The organism is Pseudomonas sp. WS 5532, from assembly GCF_012985445.1.
In the GTDB taxonomy this organism is placed as follows: domain Bacteria; phylum Pseudomonadota; class Gammaproteobacteria; order Pseudomonadales; family Pseudomonadaceae; genus Aquipseudomonas; species Aquipseudomonas edaphica.
Genome location: NZ_JAAQWK010000008.1, coordinates 206,721 through 224,615, shown reverse-complemented (window position 1 = coordinate 224,615; position 17,895 = coordinate 206,721). Strand labels below are relative to the sequence as shown.

The 17,895-nt window shown below is 61.2% G+C and carries 18 protein-coding genes; 8 read left to right on the top strand and 10 right to left on the bottom strand.

Annotated elements, in window-relative coordinates; all coding sequences use genetic code 11:
* Positions 1–20 precede the first annotated feature (20 nt).
* The gene (locus tag HBO23_RS16265) at positions 21–803 is read right to left on the bottom strand and encodes a helix-turn-helix domain-containing protein (protein WP_170037686.1); all 783 of its coding nucleotides are present in this window, start codon (positions 801–803) and stop codon (positions 21–23) included.
* Between the two features lie 83 nt (positions 804–886).
* On the opposite strand from HBO23_RS16265, the gene HBO23_RS16260 reads away from it, so the two are divergent.
* Together HBO23_RS16260 and HBO23_RS16255 are read left to right on the top strand one after the other, a co-directional pair.
* Complete coding sequence (locus HBO23_RS16260) at positions 887–1,192, top strand: DUF2834 domain-containing protein (protein WP_170037683.1); 306 nt, start codon at positions 887–889, stop codon at positions 1,190–1,192.
* Positions 1,185–1,607, top strand: a complete 423-nt coding sequence (locus HBO23_RS16255; RefSeq protein ID WP_099549637.1) for an MAPEG family protein — start codon at positions 1,185–1,187, stop codon at positions 1,605–1,607. The genes HBO23_RS16260 and HBO23_RS16255 overlap by 8 nt, the downstream gene beginning before the upstream one ends.
* Before the next feature lie 91 nt (positions 1,608–1,698).
* Here the strand turns inward: HBO23_RS16255 and HBO23_RS16250 are convergent, their stop codons facing one another.
* Genes HBO23_RS16250 through HBO23_RS16240 form a run of 3 tightly spaced genes read right to left on the bottom strand, consistent with a single transcriptional unit; the run spans position 1,699 to position 4,634 of the window.
* On the bottom strand, positions 1,699–2,622 hold the full coding sequence (locus HBO23_RS16250) for a sugar ABC transporter substrate-binding protein (RefSeq protein WP_017138963.1): 924 nt from the start codon (positions 2,620–2,622) through the stop codon (positions 1,699–1,701).
* A gap of 42 nt (positions 2,623–2,664) precedes the next feature.
* Entirely contained in the window at positions 2,665–3,789 is a 1,125-nt protein-coding gene (locus HBO23_RS16245) for a phytanoyl-CoA dioxygenase family protein (protein ID WP_170037680.1), read from the bottom strand.
* Positions 3,789–4,634 carry an SDR family oxidoreductase gene (locus tag HBO23_RS16240; RefSeq protein WP_017138961.1) on the bottom strand — a complete coding sequence of 282 codons (846 nt, stop codon included), beginning with the start codon at positions 4,632–4,634 and terminating at the stop codon, positions 3,789–3,791. Before HBO23_RS16240 ends, HBO23_RS16245 begins: the two co-directional genes overlap by 1 nt.
* A gap of 123 nt (positions 4,635–4,757) precedes the next feature.
* Here HBO23_RS16240 and HBO23_RS16235 point away from each other — a divergent pair, with 123 nt between their 5' ends.
* Positions 4,758–5,783: a LacI family DNA-binding transcriptional regulator gene (locus HBO23_RS16235; protein WP_099549639.1), complete on the top strand. Its 1,026-nt coding sequence runs from the start codon at positions 4,758–4,760 to the stop codon at positions 5,781–5,783.
* A gap of 33 nt (positions 5,784–5,816) precedes the next feature.
* Positions 5,817–6,821: an inositol 2-dehydrogenase gene (iolG, locus tag HBO23_RS16230; RefSeq protein WP_099549640.1), complete on the top strand. Its 1,005-nt coding sequence runs from the start codon at positions 5,817–5,819 to the stop codon at positions 6,819–6,821.
* On the opposite strand, the gene HBO23_RS16225 is transcribed toward iolG, so the two are convergent.
* Together HBO23_RS16225 and HBO23_RS16220 are read right to left on the bottom strand one after the other, a co-directional pair.
* The gene (locus HBO23_RS16225; RefSeq protein WP_017138959.1) at positions 6,818–7,978 is read right to left on the bottom strand and encodes a GGDEF domain-containing protein; all 1,161 of its coding nucleotides are present in this window, start codon (positions 7,976–7,978) and stop codon (positions 6,818–6,820) included. The two genes, iolG and HBO23_RS16225, sit on opposite strands and share 4 nt — an antisense overlap.
* Before the next feature lie 110 nt (positions 7,979–8,088).
* Positions 8,089–9,300, bottom strand: a complete 1,212-nt coding sequence (locus HBO23_RS16220) for an MFS transporter (RefSeq protein ID WP_017138958.1) — start codon at positions 9,298–9,300, stop codon at positions 8,089–8,091.
* Positions 9,301–9,397: 97 nt separating this feature from the next.
* Here HBO23_RS16220 and HBO23_RS16215 point away from each other — a divergent pair, with 97 nt between their 5' ends.
* A complete protein-coding gene (locus HBO23_RS16215; RefSeq protein WP_065931628.1) occupies positions 9,398–10,219 on the top strand; it encodes a helix-turn-helix transcriptional regulator in 822 nt (273 codons plus the stop codon).
* On the opposite strand, the gene HBO23_RS16210 is transcribed toward HBO23_RS16215, so the two are convergent.
* Together HBO23_RS16210 and HBO23_RS16205 are read right to left on the bottom strand one after the other, a co-directional pair.
* Positions 10,212–11,399 carry an MFS transporter gene (locus HBO23_RS16210; protein WP_170037677.1) on the bottom strand — a complete coding sequence of 396 codons (1,188 nt, stop codon included), beginning with the start codon at positions 11,397–11,399 and terminating at the stop codon, positions 10,212–10,214. The genes HBO23_RS16215 and HBO23_RS16210 overlap by 8 nt on opposite strands.
* On the bottom strand, positions 11,399–12,421 hold the full coding sequence (locus tag HBO23_RS16205) for an alpha/beta hydrolase (RefSeq protein ID WP_099549642.1): 1,023 nt from the start codon (positions 12,419–12,421) through the stop codon (positions 11,399–11,401). Before HBO23_RS16205 ends, HBO23_RS16210 begins: the two co-directional genes overlap by 1 nt.
* Before the next feature lie 166 nt (positions 12,422–12,587).
* Between HBO23_RS16205 and HBO23_RS16200 the strand changes: the two genes are divergently transcribed.
* Entirely contained in the window at positions 12,588–13,505 is a 918-nt protein-coding gene (locus HBO23_RS16200) for an AraC family transcriptional regulator (protein ID WP_170037674.1), read from the top strand.
* Here HBO23_RS16200 and HBO23_RS16195 read toward each other — a convergent pair.
* Positions 13,480–13,986, bottom strand: a complete 507-nt coding sequence (locus HBO23_RS16195; RefSeq protein WP_017138954.1) for a GAF domain-containing protein — start codon at positions 13,984–13,986, stop codon at positions 13,480–13,482. The two genes, HBO23_RS16200 and HBO23_RS16195, sit on opposite strands and share 26 nt — an antisense overlap.
* Before the next feature lie 52 nt (positions 13,987–14,038).
* On the bottom strand, positions 14,039–15,541 hold the full coding sequence (gene proP / locus HBO23_RS16190) for a glycine betaine/L-proline transporter ProP (protein ID WP_017138953.1): 1,503 nt from the start codon (positions 15,539–15,541) through the stop codon (positions 14,039–14,041).
* A gap of 153 nt (positions 15,542–15,694) precedes the next feature.
* Between proP and HBO23_RS16185 the strand changes: the two genes are divergently transcribed.
* Positions 15,695–16,225, top strand: a complete 531-nt coding sequence (locus tag HBO23_RS16185) for a GNAT family N-acetyltransferase (RefSeq protein ID WP_017138952.1) — start codon at positions 15,695–15,697, stop codon at positions 16,223–16,225.
* A gap of 143 nt (positions 16,226–16,368) precedes the next feature.
* Positions 16,369–17,772 (top strand): MFS transporter, encoded by a 1,404-nt coding sequence (locus HBO23_RS16180; protein ID WP_099549644.1) that lies wholly within the window; start codon positions 16,369–16,371, stop codon positions 17,770–17,772.
* Positions 17,773–17,895: the final 123 nt, after the last annotated feature.

Here is a 17,895-nt window from a genome sequence, read left to right as displayed (position 1 = left end):
GCAGTCTACGGACAGATATTTCACAAAACCAGCGCGGCATGCTCCGCATAGGCGGCGCGCATGACTTGCCACGTCGGCTCGTCAGCCGGAATCAGATGCTCGATACGCAGCGACGTGAGGGTGATGTCCTGGGGCATGCCGAACGTGGTGAAGGTCGACAGAAAGCTCAGCTCGCCCTGGGGTGAGCGGATGCGCGTCAGCACCAAGGGCGGCATGTGGCCGGATGGTTCGGTGTGGGTGGGCGTCGGCAGGCTGGCTAATAAAACCGCCAATTCAGGATTGCCCAACGCCTCACGGCTGGCGCGTTGCCAGGCAAGCGTGCGGATCTCTTCGGCGTTGATCAGGTGGTCGCCCAAGCCGCCGGTTTGCAGCAGCGTGGTCAGCAGGTTCAGCCCGTCTGCCGCATCCGGTTCAAGCCCCAACAATTCAAACAGAACGCCGGTACTCGCATTCGCCGCCAGCACTTGCCATTGGCTGTCGAGCAGAATCGCCGGGGCCGGGTTATTGGCGTGCAACACATGGCTGACGGCTTCGCGAATCGCGGCCATGGCCGGTGAGGCGAGCGGGGTGGCGGTGTAGCGTGGCGCGTAGCCGGCGGCGAGGAACACGCGATTGCACTGCTCAAGCGGCACATCCAGCGCGGTCAGTAAATTGTGCAACGTGCCCGGGCTCGGCTTGGCGCGGCCGGTTTCGATGTAACTGAGGTGGCGTTGCGAAACGCCGGTGATCAGCGCCAGGTCCAGCTGGCTCAGCTTGGCGTGGCGACGCAGTTGGCGCAGCTGGTCGCCGGCAGTAGTGTCCATGGCGGGTTCATAACCTGTGAGGTCATTGCGAGGGCCAAGACCTTATCACTATCGTGAGCTTCATTCACTTCAAGGACGAGACCATGCACAGACCCTCTATTGCCCTGGTCGGGTTAGTTGGATTTTCACTCTATACACTGGTGACGATGCTCACCGCCGAGCAATCGCTGCTGGCCTTCGGGCGGCAATTGATGTCGCGTCCGGACACCGCGCAGGTAGTGATGGACCTGTACCTGATGGCGGTGCTGGCGTGTGTGTGGATGTATCGGGATGCGCGTGGTCGCGGGCGGTCAGTCGTGTCTGTGCTGCCGTATTTTGCGCTGACGGCGGTGTTTGTTTCGGTGGGGCCGTTGCTTTATATCGTCGTCAATGGGTTGCGCGATGAATGACCTGCTGGCTATCTACGCAGGCTGTGTGCTGGTGCTGTGCCTGAAAATGTTTGCGATTTCCTGCTATCAGGGTTTTTGGCGGATTCGGCGGCGGGCGTTCACCAACCTTGAAGATGCGGCGTTCTTCAGCCGCATGGCGCAGCCACAAGAATTGCCGCACGTCGTGAGGGCGCAAAGGGCGTGGGCCAATGACCTGGAAAACATCCCGCTGTTTTTTGTGTTGGGCGGATTATGTGTGGCGCTGGGGAGTTCCCAGGGTGTCACGGGTTGGCTCTTTGGCCTGTTTACCCTGGCTCGATTGGCGCACACGGTGACGTATCTGGCAGGGCTGCAACCCTGGCGCACGCTGGCCTATGCAGTGGGCGTGGCCTGCCTCTTCGGGCTCGGTGCCCTGGTGGTCTTGAGGCTGAGATGAAATCCCCCCTGGCTGAGCAAACTTATTGTGGCAAGCCCGCTCGCCACAACAAGCCCGCTCGCCACAAGAAAACCTGGCCATAGGCAAGGGATTAAGGGTTCAGAAACGCCTGGTAATTGTCTTTGGTGATCTGCTGATAAGGAATGGTCAGCTCAGCCACATAGGGTTCCTTCTTGACCATCTTCACCGCCAGATCAATCGAGCCGACGGCCTGGCCTTTGTTGTCCTGATACACCGTCACCAGCAACTGGCCCTTCTTCACCGCGTCCAGCCCCGCTGCGCCGCCATCGCTGCCGGCCACCAGGATATCCTTGCCCGGTTGCATGCCCGCCTGGCTGATCGCCATGGCGGCGCCAATCGCCATTTCATCGGCATTCGCCGCCACGGCATCGATTTTGCGTCCGGACACAATCCAGTTGCTCATCAGGTCAATCGCCTTGCCGCGCTGCCATTCGGCGCTTTGCTCCTCGACAATCTTGATGTCCGGGTAATCCTTGAGCACCGTCTTCACCCCCAGCGTGCGGTTGTGCGTGGCGTTGTTGGACAACAGCCCGAGCATGATCGCTAGGTTGCCCTTGCCGCCCATTTTCTCTGCCAGGTAGCGCATCTGGATTTCCCCGGCCTTGATCTCATCCGAGCCAACATAACCCACGCCCGGCGGCACGTCCTGGAACTCCGGGCGGCGGTTGACGTACACCAGCGGGATCTTGGCCTGCTGGGCATTGACGGTCATTTTCTGCGTGGCCGCCGTGTCCACCGCGTTGACGATAATCGCGTCCATGCCCTGGGCGGTAAAGTTCTGCACCTGATTGAGCTGGCGCACCACATCGCCCTGTGCGTCTTCAAATTGCAAAGTCACGCCGGGCAGCTCCTTGGCGTGGGCGGCCATGTAGTCACGCATCTGTGCGAGGAACACATCGTCGACCTGGGCGATGCTCACGCCGATACGAATATCCGCCCAGGCCCAGGGCGTAACAGCGAGGGTCAGCAGTGCTGCGAGAAGTTGCTTCTTCATGGTGGTGCTCCGTTCTTTTTGTTGCTGTAAAAGCAGTGTGATTCACGCCTGGCGCTTGGCCCGCAGCTGCGCCACGGCAGCGGCGAAGTGCGCAGAGGGCCAGCGTTCGTTGAGGGCTTGTTGCATTAATTGTTGCCCGGTTTGCGGGGCGAGCCCGTGCAAGGGCGGGTCGGTGTCAAGGTTGGTGGGGAAGGCGTAACTGTCGGCCGTACAGGCGATCACCGCTTCGGCATTCAACGCAGGGTTGGCCAGCAGCACCGGGTACACCGCGAGCATCATGCGGTCGCGGTCGAGGGCTTCCATGGGTTTGCCGAATGCCGAGGAAATTTGCAGCAAGTTGGCCATGCGCCGGTGATGTGTCGTGCGGTTGCTGCCCGCCGCGTGGAACAGCGCCGGGTTGAAGAACAGCAGGTCGCCCTTGTTCAGCGGCAGTTGCACGGCGTGCTGCTGGAAGTAGTCGATAAACTCCGCGCGGCGCCAGGCCAGGTAACCCAGCGGGTATTGCTGGGAGAAGGGCAGCAGTTGGGTCGGCCCGCTTTCCAGCGGCATATCCGAATGGGCTACCGCGCCTTGCAGCGTCAAGTATTGCGACAACAGATGCAGCGGCAGCGGAAAGCGTTCAACCACCTCAGTGGTCTGAAAGCCCAGGTGATAGTCACGGTGCGGCTGCTGTGCTTGCCCGCCAGGGTGGACCACGTTGACTTGCGCCGTCATCTGAAAGCTCGGGCCTAGCCACGCTTCGGCGATCAAACCGAGCAGCGGGTTGGCGTAGTACTCGGCAAACGATTCCGGCGACTGCAGCGCGGCTTTCTGCAGCGAATTCCAGATGCGCCCGTTGCTGCCGGCCTGGGCAAAATGGTCGGCGGCCACGCCTTGCGCAGCCTCATGGGCAAAGATCGCCTCGAATACCTGGCTATGGCGATCGACCACCGCCAGGTCTTCATAGGCCTGGCGCACCACCATCACCCCAGGCCCGTCGCGGAACAGGTGATGCAGCTCATCCATGACGCGCAAGCGCTCGCTGTTGCGTAAAGTGCCGGCCTGATAGATCGGCACATTGCTCACCACCTCGGCACACAGCGGGTAGTCCTCGGCGTTGGTCCGTTGGGCGCAAATACGGCTGAAATCCGCCAGGCGCACCGCCGCGCCGGTCACGAACGCCGACATCACACACCTCCCGGCAGGCTCAGTGCCTGGTGCGGTTGCGGGCTGCCGCTGTCGGTGCAGCCGACCACGCCTTGCTCTAGGTCGATCACCGAGCCGGTCATCATCCCGGCTTCACGCGAGAGCAAAAACGCCACGCTTTGCGCCACTTCTTCGGGCTTGAGCAGCCGCCCGAACGGCTGCGCGCGCTCGGCCTCGGCCAGCCAGCCGTCCTGCGCGCCGTGGTATTGGCGCTGGATCTGATCCTCGTGAGGCGTGTCCATCCAGCCGATATTCAGGCCATTCACGCGGATGCGATTACGCAATGCGCTGAACGCCACGTTCTTGGTCAAAATCGCCAGCGCGCCCTTGGACGCCGCATAGGCGCTCAAAAACGATTGCCCGCCATGCCCGGTGATGCTCTGGATATTCACCACCGCGCCTTCCACGCCGGTGCTGATCATCAGCTTGAGTGCTTCCTGCATCAGAAAAAACGGCGCCCGCACGTTCACCGCAAACAGCCGGTCAAACAGCTCGGGCGAGGTGTCGAGAATAGTGCCGCGATCCGACATGCCGGCGCAGTTCACCAGCCCGTGCAAGGTGCCGAAGTGGGTGCGTGCTGCGTCGATGATCGCACGGCAATCCTCGACGTTTTCCAGGTCGGCCTCGACAAAAAATGCCTGGCAATCGAGCTGTGCCAGTTGCCGGACCTGCTCTTCGCCCTCGGCGCGGCGGCGCCCGCAGACGATCAGCCCGGCAGCGCCACGCTGCGCCAGGGTATGTGCCACGGCAGCGCCCAGCCCCTGAGTGCTGCCGGTGACAACAAAATATTGGCCGTTGAATGCGCTAGCGAGATCGGTGTGAGGCATGCGGTTCTCCTGAAATTGTTGTTGTTTTATCGACCCGGCTCGACGCCGGGCAAAACTGAGACTAGCATTGCAAAACCTCAGTAACGCCCAAAAAAGACCTCAAAAACACCTCAGGCGAACCGCATGCTCGAACGCGCAAAACACTTCTCCATCAAGCAGCTCGCGACCCAGGCCGGCGTGAGCAAAGCCACGGTCGACCGCGTGTTGCACCAGCGCGGCAGCGTGCATGCGCAGACCACCCGGCGCATCGAGCAGGCGCTGGATGAGTTGGAGGCCCAGGAAAAAAACGGTCTGGCGGTGGGGCGCACGTTTCACGTCGATGTGATCATGCACACACCCCAGCGCTTCAGCGCGGCGGTGCAGGCGGCGATCACCGCGCAATTGGGCAGCTTGGCGCCGTTTCGCATCGCGCCGCGTTTTCACCTGTTTGAAGAAATCGAACCCCAGGCCATGCATGACCAATTACTGCGCTGCCTCGACACCGGCAGCCAGGGCGTGGTGCTTAAAGCGGCGGATGAGCCGGCGGTGAATCAGGCCGTCAAGCAGCTGATCGCGGCCGGCATTCCCGTGGTAACCCTGGTCACCGACCTGCCGCAAAGCGAGCGCATCGGTTATGTAGGCATGGACAACCGCACCGCCGGCCAAACCGCGGCCTACCTGATGTCGCGCTGGCTGCCGGCGCAACCCCAGGACGTAGCGGTGGTGATCGGCAGCGAACTGTTCCGTGGCGAAGAAGAGCGCGAGATGGGCTTTCGCGCCTGGCTGCGTGGGCGTGCCCCGCACCTGCGGGTGCTGGATATCAGCGGCGGCTATGGCGTGTACGACCGCACGTTTGAGCGCGTCACCCAGGCCCTCAAGCAACACCCCGAACTCAAGGCGGTGTACAGCGTCGGCGGCGGTAACCGCGCGATTGTCGATGCCTTCACCGCGCTCGAGCGCCCGCTGGAAGTGTTTATCGGCCATGACCTGGACGAAGAAAATCGCCAGCTGCTGCTGGAAGAAAAAGTCGCCGCGATCATCGACCACAACCTGCAGATCGATGCCCGCAGCGTGTTTTTGCACATCCTGCAACACCACCGGCTATGGAAAACCGGGCCGATTGCGCCGTCACAGGTGCAGATCGTGACACCGTTCAACCTGCCGGACTGAAGCTCCCTCAATAACAACGCCAGGAGTTCGACCATGCTACGTATTGCCGTTTTAGGTGCCGGGCGCATCGCCAGGATCCACGCCGCCAACGTCGCCGCTCACCCCAACGCCACGCTGGTGCTGGTGGCCGACCCCTGGCGCGAAGGTGTCGATGCGCTCAGCACACAATTGGGCTGCGAAGCGGCCTATGACTGCGCCGCCGTGCTTGCCCGCCAAGACATTGATGCCGTGGTGATCGGCACGCCCACCGACACTCATATCGACTTGCTGCTGGCAGCGGTGGCCGCAGGCAAGGCGGTACTGTGCGAAAAGCCCATCGACCTGGATATCGCCAAGGCTCGCAGCGCCGCCCAGGCCGTCGAACGCCTGGGCGGCAAGGTGATGCTCGGTTTCAACCGACGTTTTGACCCCGACATGCTGCGTCTGCGCCAGGCGCTGGACGCCGGCCAGATCGGCGCGGTGCGCCAGGTGATCATCACCAGTCGCGACCCCGGCCTGGCGCCGCGTGACTACCTGGAACACTCCGGTGGCATCCTGCGCGACATGACCATCCATGACTTCGACACCGCCCGCCACCTGCTCGGCGAGGAGCCGGTGCAAGTCAGTGCCTTCGCCAGCCGCTTGGTGGACCCGAGCCTGGCCGACATCGACGACTACGACAGTGTGATGGTGCTGCTGCGCACGGCCTCCGGCAAGCAATGCCACATCAACTGCTGTCGCCAGGCGGTGTACGGCTATGACCAGCGCGTGGAAGTGTCCGGCGCCACGGGCGTGCTGCTCACCGACAACCACCGCCCCAGCACGTTGCGCCATTGGAGTGCCGACCACACCGAAGCGCTGGAGCCGTTGCAGCACTTTTTCCTCGAGCGTTACGCGGATGCTTATCGCAATGAGCTAACACAGTTTATTGACGCGCTGAACGCTGGCCGAGAGCTACCGACCAGCGTGCGTGATGGCCTGTATGCCTTGCACCTGGCCGATAGTGCATTGGAGTCGGTGAAGACCGGGCGCAGCGTAGCGGTGCATTACGACCTTTAGCCGAACGTGCCGGTCTGGTCCACCAGACGAATGCTGTCGCGCCCGCCACGCTTGGTTTCGTAGAGCGTGGTGTCGCCTTGTTCGATCAGCGCGGCCAGGCTTGCCGGTGGTTGGTCGAACAGGTTGGCGCCGATGCTCAAGGTCACCGGCGCCGGCGTGGTAAAGGTTTCAGCGGCGACTTGCTGGAACTGTTCACGCAAGCGGCTGCCCAGCTCGACAATCTGCTGGGTCGAGGTGTTGTTCAGTAGAATCAAAAACTCGTCCCCACCCAGGCGCGCAGCTAACGCACTTTGGGGTACGACGCTGCGGATCATCTCGCTGAGGGCGATGAGCAAACGGTCGCCGGCGGTATGGCCGTAGAGGTCGTTGACCCCTTTGAAGTTGTCGATATCGATCAACAGCACGGCGCCTGGCTGGGCCGACGAGACTTGCGCCAACAGGCGGGGCGCTTGCAGGTCAAGGGCGCGGCGGTTGAAGAGCGCAGTGAGTGGGTCGCGGGCCGCCAGCCGCGCGATGTGCTGCTCGCGGCGGTAGCGTTCGGAGCCGGTCATCGACAGCGCGATCAACATGATCGCCATCGCACCTTCCACCAGGGACACCTGGATGATTTCGCCCTTGAAGGCAGCCAGGTCAATCAGTGTGCCGGGGATCATCACTGACAACGCTTTGGCTACATAAAACGCGCCATGGATCAGCAGCACATAGCGCAACTGCACCGCGCCGATGCTGAGTGATTTGCCGTGCGGGCGCAGCAAAAAGCTGGCGCGCAGAGTCGGCGCTGCCACCAGCAGCGACTGCACCGCCAGCATGGCTTTGGACCATGGGAGCTCGGCTGGAAGCATCAGCATTCCCAGCCACACCAGCAGCATCAACAGCCATAGCGGTGAAAGGCGCGCCTGGGTAAAACGCGCCACGCCGAGCAGGAACAGAAAGTGCGCAGTCACCAGCAAGCCGTTGGCGAACCAGATGCCGATCATTAACAGGCCACTGCCGCGCAGCAACGCCAGGGTGGAGCCGACGCTGATGGTCGCAAAACCTGCAGCCCAGAACAGCAGGGAAGCCTCGCGTACGCTGCGCCATTCAATGGCCAGATACAACGCGGCAGCGGCGGCCAGCGCGATGGTCAGAATCAGAATCGTAGGAGGGTCGAGCGTCATGTCGTGCCGGGCTGCCTGGGTGTGCGCTTGAAAATCGGGATTGTAAGCGCACACGCAGGTTTTTCAGAGCATTCCGGCTAATAGCACACGGCCAGCCGATAATCGGCGGGTCAGACGCCTTTGGTCGAAGGCAGCAATATCGTCAGGATGCCCGCCAGTGGCAGGAACGAGCAGATCTTATAAACGTACTCAATGCCGTGGTTGTCAGCGAGCAAGCCCAGCAGCGCAGCACCAATGCCGCTGAAGCCGAACATCAGGCCGAAGAAGATACCGGCGATCATGCCCACATTGCCCGGCACCAGTTCCTGGGCGAAGACCACGATGGCCGAGAAGGCCGAGGCGATGATAAAGCCGATGACCACGCTGAGTACGGCGGTCCAGAACAGGTCGACGTAGGGCAGGGCCAGGGTGAAGGGCGCCGCGCCGAGGATCGAGAACCAGATGACTTTCTTGCGCCCGATCTTGTCGCCAATCGGGCCACCGGCGAAGGTGCCCACCGCCACCGCGCCAAGGAACAGGAACAGGTACATCTGCGAACTGGCCACCGACAGCTGGAACTTCTCGATCAGGTAGAACGTGAAGTAGCTGGTCAGGCTGGTCATGTAGAAGTATTTGGAGAACACCAGCAGCGCCAGCACCACCAGGGCAAAGGTCACGCGGCCTTTGGACAGGCCATGAGTGGCCTTGCCGCCTTGCTTGAGCTTGAACAGGTTGAGGTGGTTGCGGTACCAGCGGCTCAGGCCGTACAGCACCAGAATCGCAAACACGGCGAACAGCCCGAACCAGGCGATATGGCTCTGGCCGTAAGGAATGATGATCGCCGCCGCCAGCAATGGGCCGAAGGCGCTGCCGGTGTTGCCGCCGACCTGGAAGGTCGATTGCGCCAGGCCATAACGCCCACCGGAGGCCAGGCGTGCGACGCGCGAGGTTTCCGGGTGAAAGGTCGACGAGCCGACGCCCACCAGGGCCGCCGCCAGCAAAATGGCCGGGAAGGTGCCGACAAACGCCAGCATCAGAATGCCGATCAAGGTGCACACCATGCCGGCCGGCAACAGCCAGGGCTTGGGGTGGCGGTCGGTGTGGTAGCCGATCCAGGGTTGCAGCAGCGAGGCGGTCAATTGGAAGGTCAGGGTGATCAGGCCCACCTGGGTAAAGCTCAGCCCGTAGTTGGCTTTGAGCATCGGGTAGATCGAGGGCAGCACGGCCTGGATCAGGTCATTGATCAGGTGGGCCAAGGCGCAGGCGCCGAGGACGCGCATGACCAAGGGGCTCACTTGGGGTGTAGTGGTTGCAGCGGCGGGTGACGCGGTAACGGTCGTCATGCAGGCATTCCATACAGGGCAGCAAACTGAGGTGGCGAGTACTTGAGCCCGGCACCCATTTCTAATTGTTTCGGCGGTTATGCTAAATTCGGTGCCAATGCCTGTCTCACGAAATTCGGGAGGCAACTGTCGCAAAAAGGGCGAAATGATCAAACCACTGAATGAATTTTTGCAGGAAATCGACGCAGGCGACTGGGCTGTCATCAGTTCCGCTACCGATTACCCCGAAAACTGGGTGATCCCCGAGCATAGCCACGAAAAGCACCAGTTACTCTACGCCATCGAGGGCGTGATGGTGGTGCACTCGGCGCACAACCAATGGACGGTGCCGTCCAATCGTGGCTTCTGGATGCCTTGCGGGCAAGTCCACTCGCTGCGCTGTGTCGGCCCGTTGAAAATGCGCAGTGTGTTTGTGCGCCCCGATGCGTTCCCGAACCTGCCGACCGAGACCAAGGCGGTGAGCGTTTCACCGTTGCTCAGTGAGCTGATCAAGGCGTCGGTGAGTTTGAAACCGCCGTATGCCGAGGACTCACGCGATGCGCGGATCATGCACCTGATCCTCGATGAGCTGGCGATTCTGCCGGCCTTGCCGCTGTCGTTGCCACAACCGGGCGACCCGCGTATCAACCGGATTTGCCTGGCGCTGCAGCAGGATCCCGGGGATGCGTCGACGGTGGAGGATTGGAGTGGGCGCCTTGAGCTGGACCAGAAGACCATCCAGCGTCTGTTTCGCAAGGAAACCGGGTTGACCTTTGGCCAATGGCGCCAGCAGGCGCGCTTGCTGCTGGCGCTGGAGCGGATTGCGGTGGGGCAGAAGATTATCGATGTTGCCATCGAACTGGGCTACGAGAGCCCGAGCGCCTTTACCAGCATGTTCAAGAAACAGTTTGGCAAGACGCCGAGTCAGTTTTTCAGGTAGGGCGGCTGGCCATCAACCCCGGCGCTGAGTGCCGCGCGGCCAGGCCTGCCAGCAGCGCGGCAACCCCCAGCGTGGCTGCGCTCAGTTCAAAGGTGGCCTGATAACCGCTGTGGTCGAACGCCACGCCACCGACAGTGGCACCGGCAGTAATCGCCAATTGAATGATTGCCACCATTAATCCACCGCCGGCCTCGGCATCGTCCGGCAACACGTGCGCCAACCAGGTCCACCAACCCACCGGCGCGGCGGTTGCCACGAAACCCCAGCAACCGAGTAACACGGCTGTGGTGACCGGCGAGCCGCCGAAGGCCACCAGAGCCACGGCGATCACCGCCATGATCAATGGAATGGCAATCAGCACAGGATACAGGCGGTTTTTCAGCACGCGCTCTATCAGCACAGTGCCCGCCAGCCCGGCCAGGCCGAGCACCAACAGCAGCAACGAGAGTGTGGAGGTACTGACCCGCGTGGCGCTTTCCAGAAACGGACGCAGGTAAGTGAACAGCATGAACTGGCCCATGAAAAAGCCGCTGATGGCGAGCATGCCCAGGGCCACAGGCGTCTGTTTGAACAAGCGCAGCACGTTGCCAGTCTTGGCCTGGCCTTGCACCTTGATCGCGGGCAAGCTGAACAGCAGCCATAGGCCAGCCGCTACCGCCACCGGCACGACGCAGAAAAATGCGCCACGCCAACCGATCAGTGCGCCGAGAAAACTGCCCAAGGGCGCCGCGATCACCGTCGCCAGTGCGTTGCCGCCATTCACGATCGCCAACGCGCGCGGTACTTGGGCCGTGGGCACCAGGCGCATGGCGGTCGCCGCCGACAGCGACCAGAAACCGCCGATGGCCACGCCGATCAGCGCGCGACCGAGCATGAACGTCAGGTAGTTCGGCGCCAGCGCCACCACGGTTCCAGACAGGATCATCAGGACGGTCAACGCCAACAGCAGACGCTTGCGCTCAACCCGCGCAGCGACGGCAGCGATGACCAGGCTGGTGAGCAAGGCGAACAGACCGGACACCGAGATGCCTTGGCCGGCCTGGCCTTCGGAAATCTGCAGGTCGGCGGCCAACGGCGTCAGCAGGCTTACCGGCATGAACTCAGAGGCCACCAGTGCGAACGCCGCCAACGACATCGCAAACACCGCGGCCCAGCTATGCATCTGTGATTTATCGGGCATTATTTCAAGTGGCCTTTGAAGAAAGTGGCGAGTCTGTCGAAAGGGATCAGATCGACCCGGTCGTAAAGATCGACATGGCCTGCGCCCGGGATAATCAGCAGTTCCTTGGGCTCGGCCGCGCGTTGGTAGGCGTCTTCACTGAATTCACGTGAGTGCGCGTCGGCGCCGGCGATCAATAACAGCGGGCGAGGGGATAGCGTCTCGATATCGTTGAAGGGGTAGAAGTTCAGGAACTTCACATTACTGGTCAGGGTCGGCCGCGTGGTGGTTTGCGGTGAGCCGCCGACAGGTGTGAATTCGCCGCGCGCCGTACGGTAGAAATCGTAAAACTCATCACCCACCGCATCGCCGGTGAGGGTGGCTGGCGTGCCGCCGGTGTAGACGGTCTCGCCGCCCTGGAATTCCACATAACGCTGGTTGGCGGCCTGGCGCAGCAGTTGCTGACGTTGCGCCAGCGTCACGCTATGTTTGAGGCCATTGCGGTTGGCCGCACCCATGTCGTACATGCTCACGGTAGCGATTGCCTTAAAGCGTGGGTCAATCTTCGCGGCGGCAATGGCGAAGCTGCCACTGCCGCAAATACCGATCACACCGATGCGCTCGCGATCAACTTGCGGGCGGGTACCGAGGAAATCCACGGCAGCGCTGAAGTCCTCGACGTAGAGGTCGGGCAGCACCGCATTGCGTGGTGAGCCTGCGCTATCGCCCCAGAATGACAAGTCCAGAGACAAGGTGACGAAGCCTTGTTCGGCCATTTTGGTGGCGTAGAGGTCTGCGCTCTGCTCTTTGACGGCGCCCATCGGGTGCCCAACCACAAGGGCTGGGTTTTTTGCGCCGGGGGCGAGGTTTTTCGGCATGAACAAATGGCCCGCCACCGCCATGCCGTACTGGTTGTTGAAGGTGACGTTTTGCACCGTCACTTTGTCGCTTTTGTAGAAGTTGTCAGCACCGTTGGACATATCGGCTCCCAATGAAGAAAAAGACGTCAGCAGCACGCTCAGGGCGAGCAAAAGGCTTTTCATGGCGTGATCCCGGATAAGGTTGGTCCGCGCATTTTCCCGGCATGGACCGGCGTTCTGTAGTGCGTTCCAGTGGATTACTTGCCTGATCCTCTGAGTCTTGTGGGTTGTCGGTGACACTTGCTTGGTGTGCGCGGTACAGTTCGGTCACGCGTTAAAAGAGCCTTTTATGACGATTAATCCATTGCCCCTGGACGCCTTGATCCAGGCGATCAACGCGCAGGTCACGGCGCCCGGCGATTACCCCATGCCAGTCCCGGGCCTGGGCTTTTATCGGCGTGAGCAGCCGGCAGCGCCGGTGGTGTGCATGGTCGAGCCGTGCGTCGTGCTGGTCGCCCAGGGTGAAAAACAACTGTGGGTTGGCGGTGAAGGCTACCCCTATGACCCGACGCGGTTTCTGCTGACGTCTTTGGATATCCCGGCCAACTCCGAAGTGCTGGTTGCCAGCCCGACCCGGCCCTGCCTGGGCCTGACCTACAAACTGGACCTGCGCATCCTCGCCGAGCTGATCGCCCAGAGTGAGTTGCCGCCCACTCGGGAGCGGGCAGTGATGAAAGGGGTGGGAATCGGCACGGTCACCGAAGGCATGCTGGCAGCGTTCGCACGCTTGGTCGCTTTGCTGGACGAACCCGAGGCGATCCCGGTACTCGCGCCGTTGATTCAGCGTGAAATCCACTACCGGCTGTTAAACACCGACCAGGCCGGGCGCCTGCGCAGGATCTGCGCCGTTGACGGGCAGGGCTATCGGATCGCCAAGGCGATCGATTGGCTGAAGCTCAACTACACCGCACCGTTGCGGGTGGAGGAGTTGGCGGCGCGGGTGCAGATGAGCGCTGCCACCTTTCATCATCACTTTCGTCACCTGACCGCGATGAGCCCTTTGCAGTATCAGAAATGGCTGCGCTTGAATGAAGCGCGGCGCTTGATGCTCAACGAACATCAAGACGTGTCCAGTGCGGCGTTCAAGGTGGGTTATGAAAGCCCGTCACAGTTCAGTCGTGAGTACAGCCGGCTGTTCGGTGTGCCGCCCAAGCGCGACATGGCCGCCTTGCGCGGCAAGCTCACTGATCAACCGAGCTCAAGTTAGCGAAAAAAATACAGCCGATCAGCCGCGCAAACAGGCTCAGGGTTTCCGGCAGGTTGGGGTCTTCAAACAGCATCGCGCGTGAATCCAGCGCGCACAATGCGCCGAACAGGCGCCCATCAGGCAGGAATATCGGCGCACCGGCGTAGCTTTCGATGGCGAACTGCTTGACCACCGGGCGCGCGGCGAAGCGGCCGTTGTGGCTGATCTGCGGGATGAACAGGGTCTGCGGGTTGATGCAGAACTCACTGCACAGTGTGGTTTCGAGGTCGAGCACGTCGTCGACATGAATGCCCATATCGGCCGTGTCGTGCACCGAGCAGACGACCCACTCAAGGTCAGTGAATTTGGCGATGCCGGCAAAGCGCATGCCGGTCAGGCGGGTAACCAGTTGCAGGATGCTGGTAGTGGCTTCTATTTCGGCGATGGCAGCGCGTTCGTCGGCGCTGAGTAGCGAGTGTGCTGCGGTGACGCTTGGAACCATGTTCAGGCACTCCAAAGGCATGGCGGCAGGGGCCGCCACACCAGGTCAGTAGTCAGTTGATGCGTGGGTGCTGCTGCACCAGGTTCTGGCGCTTGGCTTCCAGTTCGGCAATCTGAGTGTCGATGTCTTCGATCTTCTGCTCGATATTGTCGTGGTGCTCTTGCAGTATTTCCTTGGCTTCTGCCATGTCCGAGGCCGCAGGCGCGGCGCCGCGCAGTGGCTTGTTGGCGGTTTCCTTCATGGTCAGGCCCGTGATCAAGCCGACCACGGCAAACACCATCAGGTAGTAGGCGGGCATGAACAGGTCGTTGGTGCTTTCCACCAGCCACGCCACGGCGGTGGGGGTGACACCGGCGATCAATACCGAGACGTTGAACGCACTGGCCAGCGCGCTGTAGCGCAGGTGCGTGGGGAACATAGCCGGCAGGGTCGAGGCCATCACGCCGATAAAGAAGTTGAGGACCACCGCCAGGATCAGCAGGCCGGCGAAGATCAGGCCGATCTTGCCGCTGGTGATCAGCATGAACGCCGGAATGGACAGGAACAGCAGGCCCACGCTGCCGGCGATGATGAAGGGTTTTCGGCCGATCTTGTCACTCACAAAACCAATGAACGGTTGCACGAACAGCATGCCGACCATGATCGCGATGATGATCAGTACGCCGCTGTTTTCTTTGTAATGCAGGTTGTGCGACAGGTAGCTGGGCATATACGTGAGCAGCATGTAGTACGTCACGTTGGTGGCCGCGACGATACCGATGCAGGTCAGCAGGCTGCGCCAATGCTGGGTCGCGACTTCCTTGAACGAGACTTTGGGGCCGTGGGTCAGGCCCTGGCGGTCGCCTTGTTCGAGTTTGTCCATGTGCTGCTGGAAGGCCGGGGTTTCTTCCAGCGCGTGACGCAGGTACAGGCCGATGATGCCCAGGGGCAGGGCGAGGAAGAACGGCAGGCGCCAGCCCCAGGCCTCGAAGTCGGCTTCACCGAGGATCGTCGAGATCAGTACCACGACGCCGGCACCGAGCACAAAACCGGCGATGGAGCCGAAGTCCAGCCAGCTGCCAAGGAACCCGCGTTTACGGTCCGGCGCATATTCGGCGACAAAGATCGAGGCGCCGGTGTATTCACCGCCCACCGAGAAGCCCTGGGCCATTTTGCACAACAGCAGCAGGATCGGCGCCCAGATGCCTATCGAGGCGTAGCCGGGGATCAGGCCGATGGCGAAGGTGCTCAGGGACATGATCACGATGGTGGCGGCCAATACTTTCTGCCGCCCGTATTTGTCACCCAGGGCACCGAAGAACAGGCCGCCCAGCGGGCGAATCAGGAAGGGCACGGAGAAGGTACCCAAGGCAGCGATCATTTGTACGCTGGGCGAGGCGTCGGGGAAGAACACCTTGCCGAGCACATAGGCGACGAACCCGTAGACACCAAAGTCGAACCACTCCATGGCGTTACCCAGTGCGGCGGCGGTGATCGCCTTGCGCACCTTGGTATCGTCGACGATGGTGATGTCTTTCAAACCGATGGGTTTGACGCTTTTCTTACGTAATTTCATGCGGGTCACTCTAAAACTGAACAGGGGAGGTGCCATCGTTGCGATGGCACCGCTCTGTCAGTTCAGATACAAGCCGACATGAAATAATTCACCTCTATTTGCGTTTTTTTGCTGATGCGTTGAACTTCATGGCATCAACAAGGAATTATGCGCATGCCTGACACCCTCTCACGCCTGATCTACCGCAAGCCCGAAGCCAACGATGTGCAGCGATTGTTCGCGATCTTCGGTGACCCGCAGACAAATATGTTCAACCCCGCAGGGCCGATGGCCAGCCTGGAGCACGCCCAGCGTGTGCTCAACCATTGGCTCGAACAGTGGGCCGCCCAGGGTTATGGCTGGTGGGCGATCGCCCGTAAGGAGCAGCCTGGGCACCTCATTGGCTTTGGCGGCATAGCGCCGCTTAATTACCTGACCGAGCGGCGCATCAACCTGGGTTATCGCTTCGCCGTGGAGGCGTGGGGGCAGGGCTACGCCACCGAGCTGGGTCGGGATGCGCTGGCGCTGGCCTTCCAAACACTGAATCTGCCGGAGGTTTTCGGTCTGGTGCGACCCGATCATGCGGCTTCGATCCGTGTGTTGGAAAAGCTAGGCATGCAGCCCTACGGCCTGCTCGACGATGTACCGGGCAAGGCGCCTAGCCGGGTGTTTCGCGTTTGTCATCCTACAACCGCTTTGAACTGATTGTTTATACGCCCAAGTAATACCTGAAGAAACGGCAATCTTTCAGATTGACACCGCCAAGGCGCCCGGCTATAAAAGTCGCAGTTGTACGACGACATATGACGTTACATATGTCCTATCTAACAAAAATAAAAAGTGATGCCATGAATTTGAATGAGCCCATCAACGCCCACCGCGTCGGCCAGGCAGTCGGCAACTATCGCTGGACCATCTGCGCGATGTTGTTCTTTGCCACCACCGTCAATTACCTCGACCGCCAGGTGCTCAGCCTCTTGGCGCCGCAACTGTCGACGCAATTTGGCTGGAGCAACACCGATTACGCCAACATCGCTGCGGTGTTCCAGTTCGTTTATGCGATTGCCATGCTGTTTGCCGGGCGGTTTGTCGACAAGATCGGCACCAAGGCGGCCTATGTGGTGGCGATTGCCATCTGGTCCACCGGCGCGATCATGCATGCGTTCTCGGTGCCGATGGGCGCGGGGATTGCCTCGCTCAGCGCCGCCATCGGCCTGGCGGTGATTCCGGTATCGATTGCTGGCTTTATGCTCTCCCGCGCCGTGCTGGCGATTGGCGAGGCGGGCAACTTCCCCATCGCGATCAAGGCTACTGCGGAATATTTCCCGAAAAAAGAACGCTCCCTGGCCACCGGCATCTTCAACTCCGGCGCCAACGTGGGTGCAATCCTCGCGCCGATCTGTGTGCCGCTGATTGCCGGCATGTGGGGCTGGGAAGCCGCGTTTATCGTGATCGGCATGCTCGGGTTTGTGTGGGTGGCGGTGTGGTCGATGCTCTATGAGAAACCGGAGCAGCAAAAGCGCTTGTCCGCCGAAGAACTCGCCTACATTCGCAGTGACCAGACCGTACAGCCTTTCGCGCCTGAGCCTGTGGGGGCGACGCCGAAAAAAGTCTCGTGGTTCAAGCTGCTGACCTACCGCCAGACCTGGGCGTTCGCCTTCGGCAAGTTCATGACCGACGGCGTGTGGTGGTTTTTCCTGTTCTGGCTGCCCACGTACCTGTCGGCGCAATACAACATGAAAGGCGCGGATATCGTGATGCCGTTGGCCGTGCTGTACAGCATGACCATGGTCGGCAGTATCGGCGGCGGCTGGTTCCCCAGCTACTTTATGGCGCGCGGTGATGCCCCGTATGACGGCCGCATGAAAGCCATGCTGGTGATCGCGCTGTTCCCTCTGGTGGTGCTGTTGGCGCAACCGTTCGGTTACCTGAGCTTCTGGGTGCCGGTGTTGTTGATCGGCGTGGGCGCCTCGGCGCACCAGGCGTGGTCGTGCAATATCTTCACCACCGTGTCGGATATGTTCCCGCAAAAAACCGTGGCGTCGGTGGTCGGCATCGGCGGTATGGCGGGCGGCCTGGGCGGTGTGGTGATGACCAAGATCGGTGGCTGGGTGTTCGACTACTACAAGTCCATCAACGACATTCACACCGGCTATATGATCATGTTTGCGATTTGTGCCTTGGCGTACCTGGTCGCGTGGAGCGTGATGAAGGCGCTGGTGCCGCGGCATAAGGAAATCACTGACCTGTAAACCCGTCCCCTGTGGCGAGGGCGCTTGCTCCCGTTGGACTGCGTAGCAGTCCCATGCTCTTGAAGCAAAGAGCAGGGGCCGCTTCGCAGCCCAGCGGGAGCAAGCTCCCTCGCCACAGTGACA